We start from the raw sequence: 23,407 nt of genomic DNA on the forward strand, positions 1-23,407 counted from the left end.
CCCTTTGGTGGTGGCCCGGCCGGCGCGCGGTACTACTGGATGTTGGCGGCCTTGCAGGCGTCCGCGTACTGGGCGGTGCAGATGTCGGCGGCCTTGTACAGGCCGTCGGCGATCACGGTGTCCTTGACGTTGGCCTTGGTCACCACGACCGGGGTGAGCAGCAGGGACGGGATCTTGGCGCCGTCGCTGTCGGTGGACGCGGTGGCCGTGCCGGTCACGTCCAGGTTGTGCAGCAGGTTGACGGCCAGGGTGGCGGCGCCGTCGGCCTCCGGCTTGTACGCCTTGTAGATGGTGTACGCCTGGTCGCCCGTCAGGATCCGCTGGACGGCGTCGGAGGCGGCGTCCTGGCCACCGACCGGGACGTTGCTGATGCCCTGGGCCTTCAGCGCGGTGATGATGGCGGCGGCCATGCCGTCGTTGGCGGAGTAGACGGCCTGGAAGCCGTCCTTGCCCAGCGAGGTGATGGCGGCGCCGATCTTCTGGCTGGCCACGGTGGGCTTCCACTCACCGGACTGCTCGTAGGCGATCTTCTTGACACCGGCGTCGAGCACCTTGTGCGCGCCGGCCTTGAACATGCCCGCGTTCGGGTCGGCGTCGTCACCGTTGATCATGACGATGTTGGCGTCCTTGGCCTTGGCGCCCAGCGCCTCGACCAGGGCCTGGCCCTGCAGCTCGCCGACCTTCTCGTTGTCGAAGGAGATGTACGCGGCGACCGGGCCGGAGGCCAGGCGGTCGTACGCGATGACCTTGACGCCCTTCTTCTGCGCGTCGGTGACCCAGGAGGCGGTGCCCTTGGCGTTGACCGCGTCGAGCAGGATCACCTTGACGCCCTGCGAGACCAGGGTGTCGAACTGCTGCTTCTGGATCGCCGCGTCGCCGTTGGCGTTGTTGTACTTGACGGTGCAGTCGCTGCAGAGCGCCTTGACCTTCGCCTCGATGAGCGGCTTGTCGAAGGACTCGTAGCGGACCGAGGAGGAGTTCTCCGGCAGGAGCAGACCGACCGTCTTGCTGTCACCCGAGTTGGCGGAGTTCGAGCTGCTGCCACCGGCCTTGCCACAGGCGGCCATGGTGAGAGCCATCGAGACCGCGGCGGTGCCGACGACGACGCGACGCATCATTGCGTTCATGGTGGGGGAAGCCTCCCTGACAGAGCCGCAACGTTGCGGCGAGGTGACAGGAGTCAACCCGTCACCCCGGCTTGTCGTCAACAAGTAAACCCAAGCCTTGAAGGATCCAAACCCTTTCGTTACCTTCCTGAAGGCTAAGCCGAGATCAAACCGACCCAGGCTGTCCCGTTTCGTCCCCCTTTCGGGGGGCGACGTTCCGTCAGCCGCGCGCACCCACCGCATGCGAAGCGTGCCCGATTGCACCAGTTTCGCCCATTTCGCTCATCACCAGTGCCAGCGCCCCGAGCACCTCGGCGCGACCACCCAGGGTGCCCGGCACGATGGAGAGCTGACGGGCCGCCGACGGGATCGCATAGCGCGCCACCGAGTCGCGGATCGGGGAAAGCACCAGCTCACCGGCCTCGGCGAGGTCGCCGCCGAGGATCACCCGACGAGGATTCAGCAGGTTGCACAGGGTGGCGACACCGGTCCCGATCTGCCGGCCGGCATCCGCGATCACTCTGCGACAGCCCAGATCGCCCTGCTGCGCCAGCTGGACCACCTCGGACAGGGTCAGCTCACGGTCATGACTCGCGTTCAAGAGGTTGAGCAGGTAGCGCGAACCCACGAAGGTCTCCAGACAGCCGCGGTTGCCGCAACGGCAGACCGGCCCGGCCTCGTCCAGCGTGATGTGCCCGATCTCGCCCGCCGTACCGCCCGGCCCCCGGTAGATCTGCCCGTTGATGACCAGTCCGGAGCCCACACCGCTGGCCACCTTGATGTACGCCAGGTCGCTCAGTCCGCGCCCGGCACCCCAGACCAGCTCGCCCAGCGCGCCGAGGTTGGCGTCGTTGTCGACGTACACCTCCATGCCCAGGCGCTGGGCCAGTTCCCGCCCGGGCGCGATGCCGGTCCAGCCCGGCAGGATCGCGGTGGAGCCCAGTGCGCCGGTCTCCACGTCGATCGGGCCCGGCACGCCCAGACCCACCCCGATCACCTTGTCCGGCCGGAACCCGGCCTGCGCCAGCAGCCGCTCCACCATCGCCTCGGCCCGGGCGAAGCCCTGCTCGGCCGAGACGTCCACGTTCATCGGCTCGCTCTCCTCGGCCAGCACCCGGTGCGCCAGGTTGCCGACCGCCACCCGCAGGTGGGAGTGGCCGAAGTCCACGCCCACCACGATCCCGGCGTCCCCGCTCAGCGAGACGCTGCGGGCCCGCCGGCCGCCCGAGGAGGTGTCGGCCACCACCACGGTGCCGCTCTCCTTGAGCTCACGGACGATGTTGGAGACCGTCGCCGCCGACAGGCCGGTGGACCTGGCGATCTCGGCCTGGGTGAGCGAACCCGCCATCCGCACCGCGCGCAACACCCGTTCGAGGTTGGCGCGGTGCAGTGAGGACTGCGAACCCGGCGTGTCCATGGACATGAATAACCCTCCTCAGGGCCCGGGAACCCGACCGCCCCCGGCCCACGCCGCGCCGTTGCGGCGGAGCTCGCGTCTATCAGAAGTTCACCTTCAACTTGTGAACTCTATGCCGACCCGGTGCCACCGCGCAGCCGCAGGCCGTCGCAGGACACCCGAACCGGCCCGGCGCGACGCCCGGGCGCCGGGGAGGCAGCCCTTGGGCAGCTCGTAAACCGCGCACCTCTACGATGTCCCTTATTCTCAGCCGCCCATCCAGCATCCGGTGCACCAGAGTGCGCCGGGCGGGGCGGCCCACACGGACAAATGACGGGGCATCACATGGCAGGGGATCAGCCCAGCGCGGGCGGCGGGGTACCGCAGCGGCCCGGAGTCGACCCGGCGGCGGTCGCGGACCAGATGACGCAGCTGGACGGGGCGCCGATCCCGAGCCAGCAGGCCCACCCGGCGCCGGGCGCACCACTGGGCGCACCGCCGCAGCCGGGAGCGGCCCAGGTCGCCTACCAGCCGACCGCACCGGCCTTCCCTGCCCAGCCCGCACCGCCGGCCCCGGGTGCGCCGGTCGGCCCGTACGACCCGCAGGGCGCGGCCGGCTACGGCTACCCGCAGACTCCCCCGCCGGCCGCGCCGCCCGGGTACCCCGCCGCGCAGCCCGCTCCCGGGTACGCGCAGCCGCAGCCGCAGCAGCCGTACGGCCAGCAGCCCGCCGCCCCCGGCTACGGGTACGGCTACCCCGGCCCGGCCGCCGGCGTCCCGGCACCGGCCAAGCAGCGCAACCCGATCTTCATGTTCGGCGCGATCGCCGGCTCGGTGCTGGCGGTCGGCATCGTGATCGGCCTGGTGGTGCTGTTCGGCGGTCACGACCCGGGGCCGAAGACCTCCGGCGGCACCAGCAGCGGGGTCACCGGCGGCGCCACCGGCGGTGGTGGCGGTGGTGGCACCGGCGGCAAGCTGGCCGTCAGCTGGACCGTCCCCAAGACCGACGGCAGCGCCAGCGACCACAGCCTCATCGGCGAGTGGACCACCGACAAGCTGCTGGTGCGCGGCGACGCCACCGCGCTGACCGCCTACAACCTGAGCGACGGCAAGCAGGCTTGGACGCTGCCCGCCCCCAGCGGCACCAAGGCCTTCTGCAGCATGTCCCCGGGCCTCAACAAGAACAACATCGGCGGGGTCAGCTTCAACCTCGGCGACGAGGACTGCGCCTCGGTCGGCGCCGTCGACGCCAACACCGGCAAGCTGATCTTCAAGGTCGGCTCGCCGCTGAGCAGCAAGAGCTACGACACCACGGTCACCGTCTCCGACACCGCGGTGGCGGCCGCCAGCAGCTCGCTGCTGGCCGGGTTCAGCATCACCGACGGCAAGTCCCTCTGGAGCTACCAGGACCGCGGCAAGTACTGCAACGAGAGCGCGGAGGCGGCCGGCGGCATGGTGGTGGTCAGCGACTACTGCTCGGACGGCTCCCCCAAGCAGCAGTTGCAGGTGCTCGACGCCAACACCGGCAAGGCCTCCGAGAGCTTCGCGCTGAACGGCGAAAGCGAGCGGCTGAGCAACATCCTCTCCACCAAGCCGCTGGTGCTGCAGATCTCCTCCGGTTCGGACCAGGACTACATGGTGGAGGTCGACGCCTCCGGCAACCCGGGGACCAAGATCCCGCTGAAGGTCACCGGCGAGGACAAGCTGCGCCCCTCGGCCGCCGGCGCCCCGGTGGCCAAGAGCCTGGTGATCGGCAACACCTTCTACGTCGAGATCGACAAGAACAGCAAGACCGCGGTCCGGGCGATCGACCTGTCCTCCGGGCGGACCCTGTGGACGACCGACGGCAACGCCGATCAGGGCCTGCGCCTGGTGGACCGCACCACCGGCGACGGCCCCACCGTGATCGCGATGGACGGCTACGAGAAGGGCGCCCGGCTGGGCACCCTGTCGGCCACCGACGGCAGCTTCACCGCGACAGCGAGCTTCGGCACCAAGGACATCGGCTTCATGCCGTTCCAGGACGCCCAGGTCTTCGCCTCCAGCGACGGCCAGGTGCTGACCATTCCCTCGCTGCCGATGGAAGCCACCGCCACACTGTTCGCCAAGAAGTGACCCGGCGCTGATCCGGCGGCCCGGCCGACAACGGCCCGGCTGACAGCGGCCGGCTGACGGGGTGCGAGGACTTCCTCGCACCCCGTCGGCATTCCCAGGACGAGCAACTCACTCCGGCTACGACCGGTCCTCGTGGGAGGATGCGGCCAAGTAGCCTGACGAAGGAGTCCTGCGAGTGCCTGGCACCAACTTGACCCGTGAGGAGGCCCGCACCCGGGCCGCGCTCCTCCACGTGGATGCGTACGACATCGAGCTCGACCTGAGCTCGGCCCGTGACGGGGGCACCTTCCGGTCCACCACCGTGGTCCGGTTCACCGCCAACGCGCCCGGCGCCGCCACCTTCATCGACCTGGTCGCTCCCACCGTGCACGAGATCGTGCTCAACGGCGCGCCGGTGGACGTCTCCGCCTTCGCCGACAGCCGGATCGCGCTGACCGGCCTGGCTGCGGAGAACGAGCTGCGGGTGGTCGCCGACTGCGCGTACACCAACACCGGCGAGGGCCTGCACCGCTTCGTCGACCCGGTGGACGGCGAGACCTACCTCTACAGCCAGTTCGAGGTCCCGGACGCCCGTCGGGTGTTCGCCTCCTTCGAGCAGCCGGACCTCAAGGCGAGCTTCCGGTTCACCGTCACCGCGCCGCGCGGCTGGGTGGTCGTCTCCAACTCCCCCACCCCCGAGCCGACCGGCGACGGCGAGGCCCAGGTCTGGTCCTTCTCCCCGACCGGCCGGATCTCCTCCTACATCACCGCGATCATCGCCGGCCCGTACGTCGGCGTCTTCGACGAGTTCGCGGACGGCGCGCAGCGGGTACCGCTGGGCATCTACTGCCGCCCGTCGCTGAAGGAGTTCCTGGACGCCGAGGCCATCTTCGACGTCACCAAGCAGGGCTTCCGGTACTTCCAGGAGAAGTTCGACTTCGCCTACCCCTTCGAGAAGTACGACCAGCTCTTCGTCCCCGAGTTCAACGCGGGCGCGATGGAGAACGCGGGCGCCGTCACCTTCCGCGACCAGTACGTGTTCCGGTCCAAGGTGACCGACGCCTCCTACGAGGCGCGGGCCACCACGATCCTGCACGAGCTGGCCCACATGTGGTTCGGCAACCTGGTCACCATGGAGTGGTGGAACGACCTCTGGCTCAACGAGTCCTTCGCCACCTACGCGGAGATGGTCGCCCTGGTCGAGCCGGACGGCACCCGCTGGCCCAACGGCTGGACCACCTTCGCCAACCAGATGAAGACCTGGGCCTACCGGCAGGACCAACTGCCGTCCACCCACCCGATCATGGCCGAGATCAACGACCTCGAAGACGTCATGGTCAACTTCGACGGCATCACCTACGCCAAGGGCGCCTCGGTGCTCAAGCAGCTGGTGGCGTACGTCGGCCAGGACGCCTTCTTCAAGGGCGTGCAGGCCTACTTCAAGCAGCACGCCTGGGGCAACACCCGGCTCGCCGACCTGCTCGGCGCGCTGGAGGAGACCAGCGGGCGCGACCTGAAGACCTGGTCGACCGCCTGGCTGGAGACGGCCGGGATCAACGTGCTGCGCCCCGAGATCGAGGTCGACGCCGAGGGCGTCATCACCTCCTTCGCGGTCCGCCAGGAGGCCCCCGCGCTGCCCGAGGGCGCCAAGGGCGAGGCCGCGCTGCGCCCGCACCGGATCGCCGTCGGCGGCTACCAGCTGGTCGAGGGCAAGCTGGTGCGCACCGAGCGGATCGAGCTGGACGTGGACGGTCCGCTCACCCCGGTCCCGCAGCTGACCGGCCGTCAGCGCCCGGCCGTGGTGCTGCTCAACGACGACGACCTCTCCTACGCCAAGCTGCGCCTGGACGAGGCCTCGCTCGCCACGGTCACCGCGCACCTGGGCGACTTCGCCGAGCCGCTGCCTCGCGCGCTGGTCTGGGCGGCCGCCTGGGACATGACCCGCGACGGCGAACTCGCCGCCCGCGACTACCTGGAGCTCGCCGTGGCCGGCCTGCCCAAGGAGTCCGACATCGGCGTGGTCCAGTCGGTCCAGCGCCAGGTCAAGCTGGCCCTGGACCTGTACGCCGACCCGGCCTGGCGCGAGGCGGGCCTGACCCGCTGGGCGACCGTCGCCGAGGAGAACCTGCGCGCCGCCGACCCCGGCAGCGACCACCAGCTCGCCTGGGCCAAGGCGCTCGCCTCGGTGGCCCGCGCACCGCAGCAACTCGCCCTGCTGGCCGGGCTGCTGGACGGCTCCGCCGAGCTCGACGGGCTGGCCGTCGACACCGACCTGCGCTGGGACCTGCTCACCCGACTGGTCGCCACCGGCCAGGCGGACGAGGCCGCGATCGAGGCCGAGCTGGCCCGCGACAGCACCGCCGCCGGCCAGGAGCGGGCCGCCACCTGCCGCGCGGCCCGCCCGCACGCGGCCGCCAAGGCCGAGGCCTGGGCCTCGGTGGTGGACTCGGACAAGCTGACCAACTACGTCCAGGACGCGGTGATCAGCGGCTTCAACGTGGCCGACCAGCGCGAGCTGCTGGCCCCGTACGTGGCCAAGTACTTCGACTCGCTGAAGTCGGTCTGGGAGACCCGCAGCCACGAGATCGCCCAGCAGATCATCGTCGGCCTGTACCCCTCGTACCAGGTCGACCCCGCCACCCTGGAGGCCACCGACGCCTGGCTGGCCGCTGCCGAGCCGGCCCCGGCACTGGCCCGCCTGGTGGTGGAGTCCCGCGCCGGTGTGGAGCGGGCGCTGAAGGCGCAGGCCGCGGACCGCGCGCGCGGCTGAGCAGGGCTGTAACGGCGTCAGGCCGCCGGCACCCGGGGAACCGGGGTCGGCGGCCTGACGCGTTTTCAGGAGTGGAAGCGGAGCCGGACCAGCAGCGCGTCCGCAGGTCAGCATCCATGCGTGGGCGCGATCAGACGGTGCCCAGCGTCCAGGAGTCCTCGGCCAGGCTCCTGCGGTAGAAGACGTCGGCCTGGACCGGGTCGCAGAGGGCCAGGAACACCTGCCCGGGCAGCAGCTCGACGATCCGCTCGAAGGAGGTCGATCCGCCGCGCAGCCGAGCCACCTGGAAGGTCAACCGGTGCGTCCCGGGGTCGAGTGCGACGAACCGGGGCAGGTGGCCTTCGCAGCTGACACTGCAGAGGTCCTTTCTGCCCTCCCACGCCGTCACCACAGGGGACTTCAGTGAGAGACTCCGCACCGGCTCGCGGATCGACGCGTGCATCAGCAGGCCGGTCCCGCCGTGCTGCCTGACCCACCGCAGCCGCAGCCGCACGGTCCACGGCAGCTTCCGATCGCTCGTCAGCTCCGCCGTCCGAAGCCTTCCATGTGCCACAGCTCACTCCTCCGGACTTCGGCGCAGCCGGAGCGTGGTTGCGCAACTCCCGCGAACCGGGCGGCACCGACACCGGCTGCACGGCACCCGAACCGGAGACCGGATGCCCCTTCACCTTCGGCTGCGCGGGCAACGGATCCGCCGCCCACGTCTTCCCCTTGTCGCGGTAACCACCAACCATCGTATTGGCCTCAGCCAGCGGCACCACAAGCGACAACGCCACCAGCACGGTTCCGGTCCGGGCTCGTGATCTCTCCCGTGGACCCGAGAACCAGAGCAGGTGTGAACGCACGCTTAACCCCTCTTGTCATTTCTGTGAGCAGATGTGCCGTCACACAGACCGCTGCTCACGCGATCCGGCGGAGCGAACCGTATTGCCGCTCGGGTCGGCCGGCTTGTCCAGGTAGCCGTGGCTGTCGGCCCAGCCCGCGTGCAACAACATCCGCCCTCCGGAGCGTTCCAGTGACTGTCACCGCAGGACCGTATTGCCACTCGAACACCAGCAGCAATAATCTGCCCACCAGCCACTTGCATCACAGTGGTCACACCGGCTCGCAAGTCTCTGACCGAACGACAGGTCCATGACGTGCGCGAGCAGGAACGGCGGGTCACCCCGCCACCAGGGGGAGTCAAAATCCGGCCCGTGTCACCAGGGCCGGCTTTTGCCGAATTGCTATCAGAAGGAACACTTCTCGTGTCTCATCCTGGCCTCAGGCCATCCTCGCGGCGTCGACCGCAGCGTCATCTCACCCTCATAGCGGCTCTGACCACGGTCTTCGCCTCGGTGGCCGGTCCCGCGCTGGCTGCGGCCCCCGGGCCCGGCAACACCAAGCCGCCCGTCCTGAGCCAGCCGACGGATGCTCAGACGGGCCCCACCCAGCGGGCCCAGGCGACTGCCAAGAAGACCGGAAAGCCCGTCACCATCGACGAGCTCACCACCGAGAACACTTTGACGGTGGCGAACCCTGACGGTTCATTGAGTACGACCCGTCATCTGCAGACCGCCCGGGTCAAGAAGAACGGGAAATGGACGCCGGTCGACGCTACGTTGACGAAGAACTCGGACGGGTCGTTCTCGCCCGCCGCCGCGGCCTCCGGCGTCACCCTCTCCGGTGGCGGCACCGCCCCGCTGGCCTCCTTCACCGACAAGGCCGGTCACAAGCTCGCCCTCAGCCTGCCGTTCGCGCTGCCGACCCCGACCGTCAGTGGTGACACCGCCGGCTACGCCGACGTGCTGCCGGGCGTGGACCTGAACGCCACCGTCACCGACCAGGGCGCCTTCCGCGAGGTGCTGGTCGTGCACAACGCCCAGGCCGCCGCCAACCCGGCCCTGAAGACGCTGCGCCTGGCCACCAGCACCAACGGCCTGAGCACCAGCAGCGACCAGGACGGCAACCTCACCGTCAAGGCCGCCGACGGGAAGCCCGCCTTCACCGCGCCCGCCCCGGTGATGTGGGACTCCGCCGCCCCGCAGGCGACCCCGCGCGCCAACGCGCGCAGCGCCGACGGCGAGATCGCCGCACCCGCCGGCCCCGCCGTGGCGCCCGTCGCCGGGGCCGGCACCACCGGCACGGTCGACGCGGCCGGTGCGGACGTCTCCAGCAAGGACGGCCCGGGTCACGGCGCGCACATCTCCAAGCTCGCCGTCCAGGCCGACGACAACTCGATCACGCTGACGCCGGACCCGGCCCAGCTGGCGAGCGGCACCTACCCGGAGTACATCGACCCCGGGGTCGCGCCGACCGCCGGCACCAGCCACTTCACCGAAGTCCGCGAGAGCTGCAGCGACAACATCTACGACAAGGCGCAGACCAACGGCGAGGGCGTCGGCTACCAGCACTACGACACCTGCTCCGGGCTCTACCGCAGCTTCTTCCAACTGGACACCAGCGCGCTCAACGGCAGCATGCAGATCATGTCGTCCAAGCTGTACTTCACCGAGACGTACGGCGCCGACCACGACTGCACCAACGGCAGCTGGCCCGTGTCGCTCGCCCTCACCGGCGCGATGAACCCGAACAACAACGCCTGGGGCGCCCAGCCGGGTGTCACCACCAACATCGGCTCGCAGAACGTGCTCACCGCAGCCGCGGGCTGCGGTGGCTACCGGACCGTGCTCTTCGACGTCACCGGTGTGGTCAACCAGTGGAAGACCAACGGCAACCTGACCTTCGGGCTGTACGGCAACGAGTCCAAGTACTCGACCAACTACGGCTTCATGCGGTTCAGCACCAACCCGTACCTGATCACCACGTACGACATCGCGCCGAACCAGCCGACCGGCATGTACACCGACCCCTACAGCGGCGAGTGCGGCTCGACCGGCTGGATCGGCATGACCACGCTGAACGGCAACGCGTCCAACATCAACCTGCACGCCTGGGTCTCCACCCCGATGAGCGGGACGAACCTGAAGACGTACTTCCATGTGTGGGACAACATGGTGAACAACGGCAGCGGCTCACCGGCCGATGCCTCGAACCCGTCCTCCGACTGGGTCGCGTCGGGCAACTGGACCTCGGCCAACATCGGCGGCCAGGTCTCCGACGGCCACCAGTACGGCTGGAACGCCACCGCCTCGGACGGCACCCTGGGCAGCCCCGGCTCGCAGTACTGCTACTTCAACGTGGACCTGAGCCCGCCGAGCCTGGCCTCCTTCACTCCGTCCACCACCTTCCCGCCGCTGGGCAGCGGCATCACGCCGAACGCCCACGCGGGTGACACCGGCATCACCATCCCGGTCACCAGCACCGACCCCACGCCGGGCGGCTGCAACCTGCAGGCCTGCATCAAGAGCGGTGTCGCGGCCTTCCAGTACTCGCTGGACACCAACATCCCGGTCTCCGGCGCCAGTTCGGTCCAGGTCACGTCGGACGCCAACGGCACCGCCACCGCGAACATCCCGATCAACCTGACGGCCAGCCAGTGGGGCACCCACACGCTGTTCGTCCGGGCCGTGGACGGCGCGGGCAACACCCAGGCGACCGCGGCGGCCTACAGCTTCTACGCGCCGTGGAACCCGAACGCCAAGGTCACCGCGGGCGACCTGACCGGTGACGCGGTGCCGGACACCATCGTCGCGGACCCGACCGGCAGCGGGAACCTCACGCTGGTCCCGGGCGGCAAGGACCCCGACGCCACCCCGCTGGTCGCCTCCACTCCGGCCAACAGCCCGGACGGCACCAGCTGGGACAACTACCTGGTCACGCACCGGGGTTCGCAGTCGCAGATGATGGTCGACGACATCTTCGCGTACCAGAAGAACACCAAGACGCTGTACCTGTACCGCAATGACGGCATCACCAGCGGCGGCGCCAACGGCTACTTCACCAACACCGCGAACGTCTCCACCCCCATCGGCAAGCCGGCCATCTGCCTGAGCAGCGACTGCAGCGGCTACAACGGCACCGACTGGTCGGGCCTGACCCAGCTGGTCGCACCGGGCCAGTTCTCGGGGACCAAGGGGTACGCGGACCTGATCACGGTGGAGAACGGCAAGCTCTGGTACTACCCGGGCAGCGCCAAGCCGAGCACCTACCTCGGCAAGCCGTACCTGATCGGCTCCGGCGACTGGTCGAACACCACGCTGATCGCCCCCGGCGTCACCGGCGCCAACGTCAGCAGCGGCACCTCCACCGGCGGCACCCCGACCCTGTGGGCGCGCAACAACGTCACCGGTGCGATCTCCAGCTACCCGCTGACCTTCGACCCGGCCACCGGCGCGCCCACCAGCAACCTGACCGCGCCAACCTTCAGCAACCTCAACCCCGCCGGCTCGGCCCTGTGCGTCGACATGACCGGCGGCACCGACGCCAACGGCACCCTGGCCGAGCTGTGGAACTGCGGCAGCACCCCGTGGGAGAACCAGAGCTTCACCTGGGGCGCCGACGGCAGCCTGCACGTCATGGGCAAGTGCCTGGACGACCAGAACGGCTACGTCACCGACGGCAACCCGGTCCAGCTCTACGACTGCAACAACACCGACGCCCAGCACTGGACTTCGGTGGCCGGCAGCCCCGGCCTGCTGAAGAACGTCAAGGCCAACCTCTGCCTGTCCGCCCCGAAGGGGAACCTGACCGCCAGCGTCAAGCTCATCGTCACGGCCTGCACGGCCGGCGCGGCCGAGCAGACCTGGAGCGCGGACGGCGCCGCACTGACCCAGCAGACGGTGCTCAACCTCGGTGTCCGCGCCGCCACCTACCCGGTCATCACCTCGCCCGGTGACGTCAACGGCGACGGCAACCCCGACCTGCTGACCATCACCGGCGGCACCGGCGGCGGCGTGATGACCGAGTACCAGGGCATCGCCCCCTCCGGCACGCTGCCGCTGCTCGGCGGGGCGACCCCGATGGGCACGGTCGACGCCCCGGTGCAGACGGACGTCCGGTCCGCCTACGACGGCAAGTGCCTGGACAACTACGGCGGCACCAACGGCACGCCGGTGGCGCAGTACGACTGCTGGGGCGGCGCCGGCCAGAAGTTCAGCTTCGCCACCGACGGCACCCTGCGCAGCGGCGGCAAGTGCGTCTCCACCGCCAACGCGGGTACCGGCAACGGCACCAGCGTGATCAGCTGGGACTGCCAGCCCGGCCACGCCGAGCAGCAGTGGGTGCTCCGCGGCGACGGCAGCATCTACAACCCGGCCTCCCAGCGCTGCCTGGAGCTGCCCGGCTGGACCACCGTCAACGGTGGCTCGCTGGACATCTGGGACTGCATCGGCGGCCACGCCAACCAGCTGTGGACGGTGCGCACCTACTAGTCCGTTACTAGTCCGTCCTGACTGAACAGCGGCCCTGTCGACCCTCACCGGTCGGCAGGGCCGCTGCTTTTCGCGAGCCGCGTCTCGCACTACGGCAGCGTCGGCGTGAACCGGGCGCCCGGTGCCGCCGGTGCTGCGCGAGCGGGTCTGGTCGCTCATGGCGGCATCGTGCCGGACCCGGATGAGAATGCGATGAGCTTATGCACCCCCGCTGACCTGCGCTGACCTGCGCTGACCTGCGCCGAGCTGGGCGGATGCGGGCCGGCCGGGCGTTTTGGGGCGACGGTTTCAGAGCGAACTGAGAGCTTGCAGTGGCAGGGTGACGGACCTGACCAGCGAAAGGAGCCGGCCGTGAGCACGATCACCCGTCGCCGGGCCGACAGCCGTCGCCGGGCCGAGCCGTCGCCACCCCGCCAACAGGCCTGCCGACCGGCCCGCCGACAGGCCGGGGAGCTGGCCCGCGCCGCACTGCCCGCCCTGCTGCCGGTGCTGATCGCGGCGGGCGCCGCCGGGGTGCTGGCGCTGTGGTGGCGGGACACCTACGCGGTGACCGGCGCCGACCAGTGGCTGACCGGCGCGGCCCGGATCACCGGTCTGCTGGCCGGGTACGCGGCGCCGGTGCTGCTGCTGTTGATGGCGCGGATCCCGGTGTTGGAGCGCGAGGTCGGCGCCGACCGGCTGGCCCGCTGGCACGCGCTCGGCGGGCGGTACCTGGTGGGCCTGGTCACCGCGCACGTGCTCACCGTGGTCTGGGGGTACGCGCTGACGGCACACCGGGGCCTGCTCTCCGAGACCGACCAGCTGGTCTTCCACTACCCGGAGATGATCAAGGCCACGCTGGCCACCCTGCTGCTGCTCGGCACCGGCGCGGTCTCGGCCCGGGCCGCCCGCCGCCGGCTCGGCTACGAGGCCTGGTACTACCTGCACCTGGCCACCTATCTGGCGATCGCGCTCGGCTTCGCGCACCAGCTGGTGAACGGCGCCGACCTCGCCGAGGGGGTCGGGCTGCTGGGCTGGTGGGCGCTGTACCTGGGCTCGTTCGCGCTGCTCGGCTGGTACCGGCTGGCGGTGCCGTTGCTGCGCGACCGGCGGCACCGGCTGCGGATCGCCGAGGTGCGCCCGGAAGCGGAGGGCGTGGTCTCGGTCTTCCTGACCGGCCGCCGACTGGACGAACTGCGCTGCCGGCCGGGGCAGTTCTTCCGGCTGCAGTTCCTGGCCCCCGGCCTGCGCTGGGCGGCCAACCCGTACTCGCTCTCGGCACCGCCGCACCCGCGCTTCCTGCGGTTCACGGTGAAGGACCTCGGCGGGCACAGTGCGGCGGCGGCCGGGCTGCGGCCCGGGGTGCGGGTGCGGGCCGAGGGCCCGTACGGGGCGTTCACCGCGCAGCGGCGGGTGGCCCCGGGGCGCCGGGTGCTGCTGATCGCGGTCGGGGTGGGGATCACCCCGATCCGTCCCCTGTTCGAGACGCTGCCGGCCGGGCCGGGCGAGCTGACCCTGCTGTACCGGGCACGGCGGGCCGAGGACCTGCTGTTCCGCGGCGAGCTGGAGCAGGTCGCGCAACGGCGGCGGGCCGGGCTGCGGTTCCTGCTGGGCAGCCGCGCCGAGGCGGGGCACACCCTGACGGCGGCGGGGCTGGCCCGGCTGGTGCCGGGCCTGCGGGAGCACGAGGTGTTCCTCTGCGGCCCCGAGGAGCTGGCCGCCGCCACGGTGCGGGAGTTGCGGGCCGCGGGAGTGCCGCGGCACCGGATCCACCACGAGTCTTTCGCGTTCTGAGCCTGTCGAAGGTGTCTGAAGGAGTGTCATGCGACGAACCATCATCAGCACGGCGGCCCTCGCGGCCCTGGTGGTGCTGCTGCTCGGCCTGAAGCCGCACGGCGGGTCCACCTCGGGCGGCGGGCAGGCCTTGATCTCCTCCGACACGGGGGCACCGACCCCGCGTACGAGTACGAGCGGTGGAACGTCGACCCCGTCGACCTCCGACGCCTCGTCCGGCACCCGTACCGTCACCGGCAGCGCGATCGACACCCGGTACGGCCCGGTCCAGGTCCGGATCACGCTGACCGGCGGAAGGCTGACCAAGGTCGACGTGCTGCAGTACCCCACCGACAGCCGGCGCGACCAGGAGATCAACAGCTACGCGCTGCCGCAGCTCAACCAGGAGGCGATCGCCGCCCAGAACGCGAGGATCGACGCGGTCTCCGGCGCGACCTACACCAGCGAGGGCTACACCCGCTCGCTGCAGAGCGCCCTCGACCAGGCCGGGAGCAGCTGATGCTGCGCCACGCCGAACCGGTGATGGGCACGGTCGTCTCCTTCGCGGTGCGCGACGCACCGGCCGCCGCGCTGCGGCCGGCCATCGCCGAACTGCACCGACTGGACGCGCTCTTCTCCACCTACCGGCCCGACAGCCAGCTCAGCCGGCTGGCTCGCGGCGAGCTGACCGTGGAGCGGTGCGACCCGCTGGTGGGCGAGGCGCTGGCGCACTGCGCGTCGGTCGCGACCGAGACCGACGGCTGGTTCACCGCCCGCCCGGCCGGGCGGCTCGACCCCTCCGGCTGGGTCAAGGGCTGGGCCGTGGAACGGGCCTCGGAGCTGCTGCTCGCCGCCGGGTACCCGCACCACACGGTGACCGGCGGCGGGGACGTACAGGCGCGCGGCCAGGCTGCCCCCGGGCAGCCGTGGCGGGTGGGGGTGGCCGACCCGGCGCGGGCGGACGCCCTGGTGGCGGTGCTGGCCGGCGGCGGCGACTTCGCGGTGGCCACCTCGGGGAACGCGGAGCGCGGCGCGCACATCGTGGACCCGAGGAGCGGGCAGCCGGTGCACGGGGCACTGTCGGTGACGGTGGTCGGGGAAGGGCTGGCCCGCACCGACGCGTACGCCACTGCGGCCTACGCGATGGGGGCGCAGCGGGCGCTGGACTGGCTGGCCGGGACGGCGGGGTACGAGGCGCTGGTGGTGCTGCCGGACGGGCGACGGCTGGGCACCCCCGGGCTGGCGCGCCACCTCGCCGCCCCGTAACGGCTGGGTGACACTGGTGGGGTGGACGGGAGCCGAGCGGTGGGTGACGGACCGTCGGCCCACCAGGAGCCCGGGCCGGCGGCCGGCGGCGGGCTCGGGACCAGGCTCAACTGGCTGCGCGCGGGGGTGCTCGGGGCCAACGACGGCATCGTCTCCACCGCCGGTCTGGTGGTCGGGGTCGCCGGCGTCACCACCTCCGCCACCACCCTGCTGGCCGCCGGCCTGGCCGGGCTGCTGGCCGGCGCGCTCTCGATGGCCTCCGGCGAGTACGTCTCGGTCAGCACCCAGCGCGACTCCGAGCGGGCCGCGCTGGCCCAGGAGCGGCGCGAGCTGGCCGAACAGCCGGCTGCCGAACTGGCCGAGCTGACCGGGCTCTTCGAGGACCGCGGCCTGACCCCCGAGGTGGCCCGTGAGGTGGCCGAGCAGCTGACGGCCCGGGACGCGCTGACCGCGCACGCCCGGGTGGAGCTGGGCATCGACCCCGAACAGATCGTCAACCCGTGGCACGCGGCCTGGGCCAGCTGCGTGTCCTTCACCGTCGGCGCGCTGCTGCCGCTGCTCGCGATCGTGCTGCCGCCGGCCTCGCTGCGGATCCCGGTCACCGTGGTCGCCGTGCTGTGCGCGCTGCTGCTCACCGGCTGGACCGGCGCCCGCCTCGGCGACTCCCCGGTCCGCCCCTCGATGCTGCGCAACGTCCTCGGCGGCGGCCTGGCGATGGCCGTCACCTACGCGGCGGGCTCCCTGCTGGGCGCGGCCGGGGTGTGAGAGTGCCCCCGCCGCCCGTTCGCACGGGCCGCGGGGGCACGTCACACACGTACTGGGGCTAGTTCTTCTTGCCCTTGCCCATCGAGGGGAGCATGACCAGGCCCGCGATCACCAGGAAGGAGACCACCGGGATCCCGACGAACAGGCCGAAGGTCTGCGCGAAGGTCAGGCCCTTGCCCGGGTCGTCGCCGTCGTCCCGCGCGTTGGCGAAGGCGGGCGACGTGATCAGCATCATCAGCGTGGCCGCCGCGGAGACCGCACCGGCGCGCAAAGCGTTCCTCTTGTCCACGTTTTCCACGGTACCGGCCCGTTACCGACCCTCGCTCGGCGGGGTCGGCCTTCCGGGTCGGGCCTGCCGCGGGGCCTGCGCCAGCCCCTCGCCCAGCAGCTCGCGCAGCTCCACCGCGCCGGGCTCGGCGGCCAGCCGCTCCAGGGTGACCGGGGTGCCCGAACCGTCCGCCACCGGCAGCCGCCAGTTGGGGTACTGGTCCCAGGTGCCGGGCAGGTTCTGCGGCCGCGGATCGCCCACCGTGTCCGGCAGCCAGACCCCGACCAGCTCGGCGGGGGTGGCCAGCAGGAACCGGTAGAGCGCCTGCTGGTCCAGCGCGGCGCCGGTCGGCAGCATCCCGAGCCGGGTCAGTTCGGACCGCCAGTCGGCCAGTTCGGCGGCGGCGGCCTCCTGCTCCTCGGCCAGCGGCCGGGCCAGCAGGCCGAGCTGGTGGCGCAGGTCGACGTGCTCGCCGGAGAGCCGGGCGGCGGTGCTGGGCAGGTCGTGGGTGGTGAGGGTGGCCAGGCAGCCGGGCCGCCAGCGGGCGGGGGCCAGCGGTGCGCCCTTGTCGCCCTCCTTGCCGGTCCAGTCCCGTTCGAACCAGAGCACCGAGGTGCCCAGCACCCCACGGGCCGTCAGCTCCTCGCGCACCCCCGGTTCGACCGTGCCGAGGTCCTCGCCGATCACGGCGGTGCCGGCCCGGTGCGCCTCCAGCGCGAGCACTCCGAGCATCGCCTCCGCGTCGTAGCGGACGTAGGTACCCTCGGTCGGCGGCCGACCGGCCGGGATCCACCAGAGCCGGAACAGGCCCATCACATGGTCGATCCGGATCGCCCCGGCGTGCCGGGCGGCCGCCCGCAGCAGCTCGGCGAAGGGGGCGTAACCGGCGGCGGCCAGCGCGTCGGGCCGCCAGGGCGGCAGCCCCCAGTCCTGGCCGTGCGCGTTGAACGCGTCCGGCGGGGCGCCGACCGAGATGCCGCCGGCCAGGTGGTCCTGCAGCGCCCAGGAGTCGGCGCCGTGCGGGTGGCAGCCGATCGCCAGGTCGTGGATCAGGCCGACCGCCATGCCCGCCCGTTCGGCGGCCCGCTGGGCGCTGCCGAGCTGCTCGTCCAGCAGCCAGGCGAGCCAGCGGTGGAACTCGACGGCTGCGGCGAGTTCGGCCCGGGCGGCGGCGACCTGGGGGGTGTCGGGGCGGCGCAGTCCCTTGGGCCACTGCCGCCAGTCGCTGCCGTGCTCCTCGGCCAGCGCGTTCCAGGTCGCGTACTGCTCCAGCCAGTCGCCCTCGCGCCGGACGAAGGCCTGGTAGGCGGCCTGCCGCCCGGGGCCGCGCGGGACGGTGTGCAGCACTTGCAGGGCCTCGCGCTTGACCGCCCAGACGGCGTCGCGGTCGATCAGTCCGTCGTGTTCCAGCACTTCGGCGCGCAGCCGCCCGGCCCGCTGGGCGAGCTCGTCGAGTCGGGCCCGGTCGGCGGGGCCGGCGTAGGCGTACTCGGGCAGTGCCTCGATCCGCAGGTGCACCGGGTCGGCGAACCGGCGGCTGGACGGGCGGTAGGGGGACGGGTCGGAGGGGGCCCCGGGCAGCGCCGCGTGCAGCGGGTTGATCTGCAGGAAGTCGGCGCCCAGCGCGCCGGCCGACCACTGGGCCAGCTCGGCCAGGTCGCCGAGGTCGCCCATCCCCCAGGAGCGCTGCGAGAGCACCGAGTAGAGCTGGGCGAGGAAGCCCCAGCCGCGTCCGGGCAGCGGGGCCAGGCGGTCCGGCGCCACGATCAGGGTGGTGGACTCGGCGCGGTCGGCGAGCCGCAGGTGCAGGGTGTGGCGGCCGAGCGGCAGGTCGGCGGGCAACCAGTGCGAGCGTCCGGCGGGCAGCTGCCAGTCGCTGCCGTCCTCCAGCGCGATGCTCAGCCGCGCGGCGGCCGGCACGTCGAGCGCGGTCCGCCGGCCGGTGCGGGCCACCAGGCAGGGCGGCAGCAGTCGGGCGGCGGCGGTGGCCCGGTGCTCGGCCAGCGCCCGCTCGACGGCCTGCGGGCCGCTCGCGTCCACGCCGAGGGCGGCGAGCACGGCGATCAGGGTGGCGGCGCCGACCTGGACCTGCTCGCCGTCGCCGGCGTCGTAGCTGCTGTCCACGCCGTGTGCGTGGGCGAGGGCGACCAGTGCCGGGCCGGGGGCGTCCTCGGACGCCGCTGCGCCCGAGGCCCCCGGACCTGAGGACTCGTCACGGTTCTCGTCGGAACGGTCGAGGTAAGCGGCCAACGCGGTCTCCTGGCGGCAGGTGAACAGTCGGGTTCCACTCCTACCCGGCCGAGCCCGCCACCATCCCTTGCGGCGCGCCGGAACGGGAGCGAACGGACGCCCTGTCAGTTGACCGGACAAAGTCGGATCAAACGGTCATCAGCGCAGCTCACGTTGACAGTGACGCGCCCAACTGGTGGGCTGTGGCCGCGAGGCCGGTGCGGTCGGCGGGGGGCCGGTGGAACAGCCTCGCGTGCCCGTCGACAACCCCCGTACGGCCGACTGCCCCCGGCCGCCAGGAGGCCCCGTGCAGGTCCGTGTGTCCGCCGTCGCCGGGAGGCGGTTGCGGCAGCAGCTCGAATCCAGTGCGGCCCTGCGGGAGATGCTGCACCACCCCGCCGTCGAAGCCACCCGCCGGGCCACCGCCCGCACCGCGCGCCGGGTCGCCCCGCGCACCGCGGACCGGCTGATCGCCGACCTCAAGGGCACCGAGCCGCTGCTCGCCGAGATCCGCGCCGAACGGAGCCCGGTCGGGCGGACGGTCACCGGCACCGGCACCGCGCACACCCTCACCCACCGTCGGGCCGCGCTGCGGGTCGCCGCCACCCTCTCGGCCGCCGCCGTGATCGGCGGTCTGCTCAGTACCGCACCGGCCACCGCCGCCGGTGCACCGGCCGCGCCGATCGCACCGATCGCCCAGCCCGCGAGCAGCACCCCCGGCTCCTCGCGCACCCCGCTGGGCAGCCTGACCAGTCCTCAGGTCTTCCCCCGCCCGCAGCAGTTGCAGCAGCAGGGCAAGCCGGTCAGCGTCCCCGCCGAGGTGGTGCTGGTGGCCGGCGCCGAGGTCGACCAGGGCGCGCTGGCGGCGGTCCGCCGACTGCTCGCCGACGCGGGCGCCACCAGCGTGGTCACCCCCGAGCAGCCGGTCGCCGGACCCGGCGCGCTGCTGGTCTACCTCGGCGGTCCGAGCGAGCAGTCGGACCCCGGCACCGACCGGGTGCTGCACGACCTGGGCGCGACCGGACCGGCCGGACTGCCGGCCGGCGGCTACGTCCTGGCCGCCGGCCAACTGCCCACCACCGGCGGCTCCTACGGCGCGGTGGTGCTCTCCGGCGTGGACCGGGCCGGCACCTTCTACGCCGCGCAGAGCCTGCGCCAGCTGCTCAGCACCGTCCCCGCCGGCCAGGGCCAGGGCCCGGCCCCGCTCGGCTTCCCCGGCCTCACAATCCGCGACTGGTCGAGCGGCGCGCAGCTGCGCGGCACCGCCGAGTCCTTCTACGGCACGCCCTGGAGCACCACCCAGCGCCTGGACCTGATCGACTTCCTGGGCCGGACCAAGCAGAACTTCTTCCTCTACGCCCCCGGCGACGACCCCTACCGCCAGGACCGCTGGCGCGAGCCGTACCCCACCGAGCAGAGCGAGGGCCTGCGGATCCTGGCCGAGCGGGCCCGGGCCAACCACGTCACCCTCGGCTACGCGATCGCCCCCAGCCAGACCTTCTGCTACAGCTCCCGCGCGGACCAGGACGCGCTGATCGCCAAACTGGACCGGCTGCGCGAACTCGGCTTCGCCGCCTTCCAGTTGCGCTTCGACAACGTCAGCTACGACGAGTGGCACTGCGGTGGCGACAGGCGCGCCTACGGCACCGGGCCGGCCGCCGCCGCCAAGGCCCAGGCCCAGCTGGCCGTCGCCGTGCAGACCCGGCTGATCGACCGGCACGCGGAGCTGACCGCGCTCTCGGTGGTCCCCACCGAGTTCCACCAGCAGGGCGCCACGCCCTACCGGAAGGCGCTGGCCGGCGCACTGCCCCCGGCCGTCCAACTCGCCTGGAGCGGGGTCGGGGTGCTCCCGGGCAAGATCACGGCCGGTCAGACCGCCGACACCGCCACGCTCTTCGACCACCCGCTGGTCACCATGGACAACTACCCGGTCAACGACTCCACCCCCGACCGGCTCTACCTCGGCCCGTACACCGGCCGCGACCCCGAGGTCGCGCGCCGCTCGGCGATGCTGCTGACCTCCGGCATGCGCCAGGCGGCCGCCTCCCGGATCCCGCTGGCCACCGCGGCCGACTTCGCCTGGAACCCGACCGGCTACCAGTCCGACGCCTCCTGGCAGTACGCGCTGCGCACCCTGGCCGCCGACGCCACCCCCGGCACCGCCACCGATGCGGGGCCCGCGCTGGCCGCGCTCACCGCACTGGCCGGCAACAGCAGCTCCTCGCCGCTGTCCGCGGCCGAGTCCGGCTACCTGACCCCGCTGCTGGACGCCTTCTGGAGCGCGCTGCAGCCCAGCGGCGGCGGCAACCCCGACCTGGGCAGGCTGCAGCAGGCCGCCGACCCGCTGCGAGCCGCCTTCGCCACCATGGCCGGCGCCCCGGACGCGCTGCGCGGCAACGACTCGCAGGCCGCCCTGCCCGGCAACGCGCTGGCGGCCGAGACCGCCCCCTGGCTGGCCCGGCTCAGCGCCTACGGCCGGGCCGGCAAGGCGGCCCTGGACATGCTGCTGGCCCAGCACAGCGGCGACGGTTCGGCCGCCTGGCAGTCCCGGGTGGAGCTGCGCCGAGCGCGCGACCAGCTCTCCGCCGGACCGGTGACGGTCGGCGCCGGTGTGCTGGACCCCTTCCTCGACCGCGCGCTCAAGGCCGCCGACACCTGGTCCGGGGTGAGCGCGGGATCGCTGGCCCCGACCACCACCATGGGCACCGCGCTCGACCACCGCCCGGCCCTGATGACCGACGCCGCCCCCGACACCTTCTACTGGAGCTCCGCCCCGCCGCAGCCCGGCGACGCCGTCGGCCTGGACCTCGGCGACGGCCGCCCGGTGGCCTCGGTCACCGTACGGATGGGCGGCACCGACGGATCGGCCGCCGCGGGCACCGACGAGGCCGCCGCAGCCGACGACTACCTGCGCGACGGGGTGCTCGAGTACACCACCGGCGACGGCGGCTGGCAGCAACTGCTGACGGTCCACCAGCAGAAGACGGTGACCGCGAAGCTGCCGGACGGCACGGTGGTCCGGGCGGTCCGGTTGCGCGCCACCAAGGCCCAGCAGACCGCCGTGGCGGTACGCGAGTTCAGCGTCACCGCGCCGGGCACCGCGCAGACCAGCGTGACCGGCGGACCGGCCGCCGCACCCGGCTCCTCCGCCGCCGCGGTACTGGACGGCAACCCCGACAGCGCCTATCGGGCGGCCGCCCCGCCGACCGCCGACGACGCGCCGCTCGTCGTCGACCTCGGCGGCGCCCGCCCGCTGGACCGGCTCACCGTGCTGACCGACCCCACCGTGCGGGCCACGGCCGGCGTCGAGGTCCGCCGGGCGGACGGCAGCTGGACCGGCGTCGGCACCCTGCACCCCGGCTACAACGAGCTGCCGACCGGCGGCCAGCCGGCTGACGCGGTGCGCCTGACTTGGCAGCCGGGCGGCGACGCGCCGGTGGTCAACCAGATCGTCCCCTGGTACGCGGATCTCCCGGTGGCCCGGCTGACGCTCACCAACCCCGTGCTCGACGTGATCGCCGGCGCGCCCACGCCCGTCACCACCCAGGCCGAGGTGGCCGCGGTGCGCTCCGACGGCGCCAACGGCACCGTCCGGGTCACCACCGGCACGCCGGGCCTGACCGTCTCCCCCGCCGCCGCCCCGGTCAGCGTGCCGCGCGGCGGCCGGGCCGGCACCACGGTGCAGGTCAGCGCGGCGGCCGGGACGCCGTCGGGGACGTACCAGGTGCCGGTGGACTTCGTCGACGGCCCGGTGACGCTGCACCAGGTACTGAAGGTGCATGTCGTCCCGCCCACCGGCGGCCCCGACCTCGCGCCCGCCTCGGTCGCCACCTCCTCCGGCAACGAGAGCGCGAAGTACCCCGCCACCGCGGTGAACGACGGCGACCCGGCCACCCGTTGGCTCTCCCCCGCCACCGACAACGCCTGGGTCCAGCTCCAGCTGCCGCAGGCCACCCACCTGGGACAGGCCGTCCTGCACTGGCAGGACGCGTACGCCACCTCGTACCAGCTGCAGTCCTCGACGGACGGCGTCAACTGGACGACGGTCGCCACGGTGGCGGCCGGCCACGGCGGCACCGAGACGGTGCGGTTCGACGCGCCCGGGGCGGTGTACCTGCGGATGCAGGGGGTCGCGCGGGCCACCAAGTACGGGTACTCGCTGTACGGGATCGAGCTGTACGCGGTCACCGAGCCGGTGGCGCCGGTGGTGCCGCCGGTCACCCCGCCGGTGACCGTGCCGGTGCCGACGCCGTCCCCCACGGTCAGCCCCAGCGCCGTCCCGACGCCCTCCCCCTCGCCCACGCCGCCGCCCGCGAGCCCCTCCGCCAGCCCGAAGCAGCCCTGACACTCCCTCCCGTCCTCCCCCGTGCGGGCGACCTGATCGCCCGTGCGGGGGAGGCCACGGGTTCACCGGCTTCGGCGATCTCCACCGGGCTCGTTCTCGGCAGG

The 23,407-nt window shown here is 72.5% G+C and carries 13 protein-coding genes; 8 read left to right on the forward strand and 5 right to left on the reverse strand.

Annotation, left to right across the window (positions count from 1 at the left end; all coding sequences use genetic code 11):
- Positions 1-32: 32 nt before the first annotated feature.
- Both BR98_RS10685 and BR98_RS10690 read right to left on the reverse strand, forming a co-directional pair.
- Positions 33-1,127: a sugar ABC transporter substrate-binding protein gene (locus BR98_RS10685; protein ID WP_035842067.1), complete on the reverse strand. Its 1,095-nt coding sequence runs from the start codon at positions 1,125-1,127 to the stop codon at positions 33-35.
- Between the two features lie 199 nt (positions 1,128-1,326).
- A complete protein-coding gene (locus tag BR98_RS10690) occupies positions 1,327-2,523 on the reverse strand; it encodes an ROK family transcriptional regulator (protein ID WP_051969656.1) in 1,197 nt (398 codons plus the stop codon).
- Positions 2,524-2,847: 324 nt separating this feature from the next.
- Here BR98_RS10690 and BR98_RS41965 point away from each other — a divergent pair, with 324 nt between their 5' ends.
- Positions 2,848-4,617 (forward strand): outer membrane protein assembly factor BamB family protein, encoded by a 1,770-nt coding sequence (locus BR98_RS41965; RefSeq protein ID WP_035842070.1) that lies wholly within the window; start codon positions 2,848-2,850, stop codon positions 4,615-4,617.
- A 175-nt stretch (positions 4,618-4,792) separates the two neighbouring features.
- Positions 4,793-7,366 carry an aminopeptidase N gene (gene pepN, locus BR98_RS10700; RefSeq protein ID WP_035842072.1) on the forward strand — a complete coding sequence of 858 codons (2,574 nt, stop codon included), beginning with the start codon at positions 4,793-4,795 and terminating at the stop codon, positions 7,364-7,366.
- A gap of 130 nt (positions 7,367-7,496) precedes the next feature.
- On the opposite strand, the gene BR98_RS10705 is transcribed toward pepN, so the two are convergent.
- Positions 7,497-7,919: a hypothetical protein gene (locus tag BR98_RS10705; protein ID WP_035842074.1), complete on the reverse strand. Its 423-nt coding sequence runs from the start codon at positions 7,917-7,919 to the stop codon at positions 7,497-7,499.
- A gap of 784 nt (positions 7,920-8,703) precedes the next feature.
- On the opposite strand from BR98_RS10705, the gene BR98_RS10710 reads away from it, so the two are divergent.
- The 5 genes from BR98_RS10710 (at position 8,704) to BR98_RS10730 (ending at position 16,461) form a co-directional block, all read left to right on the forward strand.
- Positions 8,704-12,678 (forward strand): ricin-type beta-trefoil lectin domain protein, encoded by a 3,975-nt coding sequence (locus BR98_RS10710; protein WP_035842076.1) that lies wholly within the window; start codon positions 8,704-8,706, stop codon positions 12,676-12,678.
- 351 nt (positions 12,679-13,029) lie between these two features.
- Complete coding sequence (locus BR98_RS10715) at positions 13,030-14,451, forward strand: ferredoxin reductase family protein (protein ID WP_407639431.1); 1,422 nt, start codon at positions 13,030-13,032, stop codon at positions 14,449-14,451.
- A 28-nt stretch (positions 14,452-14,479) separates the two neighbouring features.
- Complete coding sequence (locus tag BR98_RS10720) at positions 14,480-14,950, forward strand: FMN-binding protein (protein ID WP_035842079.1); 471 nt, start codon at positions 14,480-14,482, stop codon at positions 14,948-14,950.
- The gene (locus tag BR98_RS10725; protein ID WP_035842082.1) at positions 14,950-15,696 is read left to right on the forward strand and encodes an FAD:protein FMN transferase; all 747 of its coding nucleotides are present in this window, start codon (positions 14,950-14,952) and stop codon (positions 15,694-15,696) included. The genes BR98_RS10720 and BR98_RS10725 overlap by 1 nt, the downstream gene beginning before the upstream one ends.
- A gap of 39 nt (positions 15,697-15,735) precedes the next feature.
- Positions 15,736-16,461 (forward strand): VIT1/CCC1 transporter family protein, encoded by a 726-nt coding sequence (locus tag BR98_RS10730; RefSeq protein WP_035842085.1) that lies wholly within the window; start codon positions 15,736-15,738, stop codon positions 16,459-16,461.
- Positions 16,462-16,519: 58 nt separating this feature from the next.
- On the opposite strand, the gene BR98_RS10735 is transcribed toward BR98_RS10730, so the two are convergent.
- Positions 16,520-16,750 (reverse strand): hypothetical protein, encoded by a 231-nt coding sequence (locus tag BR98_RS10735; protein WP_063774736.1) that lies wholly within the window; start codon positions 16,748-16,750, stop codon positions 16,520-16,522.
- A 21-nt stretch (positions 16,751-16,771) separates the two neighbouring features.
- Positions 16,772-18,979 (reverse strand): 4-alpha-glucanotransferase, encoded by a 2,208-nt coding sequence (gene malQ / locus BR98_RS10740; RefSeq protein WP_063774737.1) that lies wholly within the window; start codon positions 18,977-18,979, stop codon positions 16,772-16,774.
- A gap of 286 nt (positions 18,980-19,265) precedes the next feature.
- Here malQ and BR98_RS10745 point away from each other — a divergent pair, with 286 nt between their 5' ends.
- Positions 19,266-23,303, forward strand: a complete 4,038-nt coding sequence (locus BR98_RS10745) for a beta-N-acetylglucosaminidase domain-containing protein (RefSeq protein ID WP_051969546.1) — start codon at positions 19,266-19,268, stop codon at positions 23,301-23,303.
- Positions 23,304-23,407: the final 104 nt, after the last annotated feature.

The organism is Kitasatospora azatica KCTC 9699 (genome assembly GCF_000744785.1).
GTDB lineage: Bacteria > Actinomycetota > Actinomycetes > Streptomycetales > Streptomycetaceae > Kitasatospora > Kitasatospora azatica.

What these genes read in the sequence shown, in the direction of transcription:
- BR98_RS41965 (WP_035842070.1), top strand. Translation starts at nt 2,848, where the DNA reads ATGGCAGGGGATCAGCCCAGCGCGGGCGGCGGGGTACCGCAGCGGCCC.
- BR98_RS10685 (WP_035842067.1), bottom strand. Translation starts at nt 1,127, where the DNA reads ATGAACGCAATGATGCGTCGCGTCGTCGTCGGCACCGCCGCGGTCTCG.
- BR98_RS10690 (WP_051969656.1), bottom strand. Translation starts at nt 2,523, where the DNA reads ATGGACACGCCGGGTTCGCAGTCCTCACTGCACCGCGCCAACCTCGAA.
- BR98_RS10720 (WP_035842079.1), top strand. Translation starts at nt 14,480, where the DNA reads ATGCGACGAACCATCATCAGCACGGCGGCCCTCGCGGCCCTGGTGGTG.
- BR98_RS10725 (WP_035842082.1), top strand. Translation starts at nt 14,950, where the DNA reads ATGCTGCGCCACGCCGAACCGGTGATGGGCACGGTCGTCTCCTTCGCG.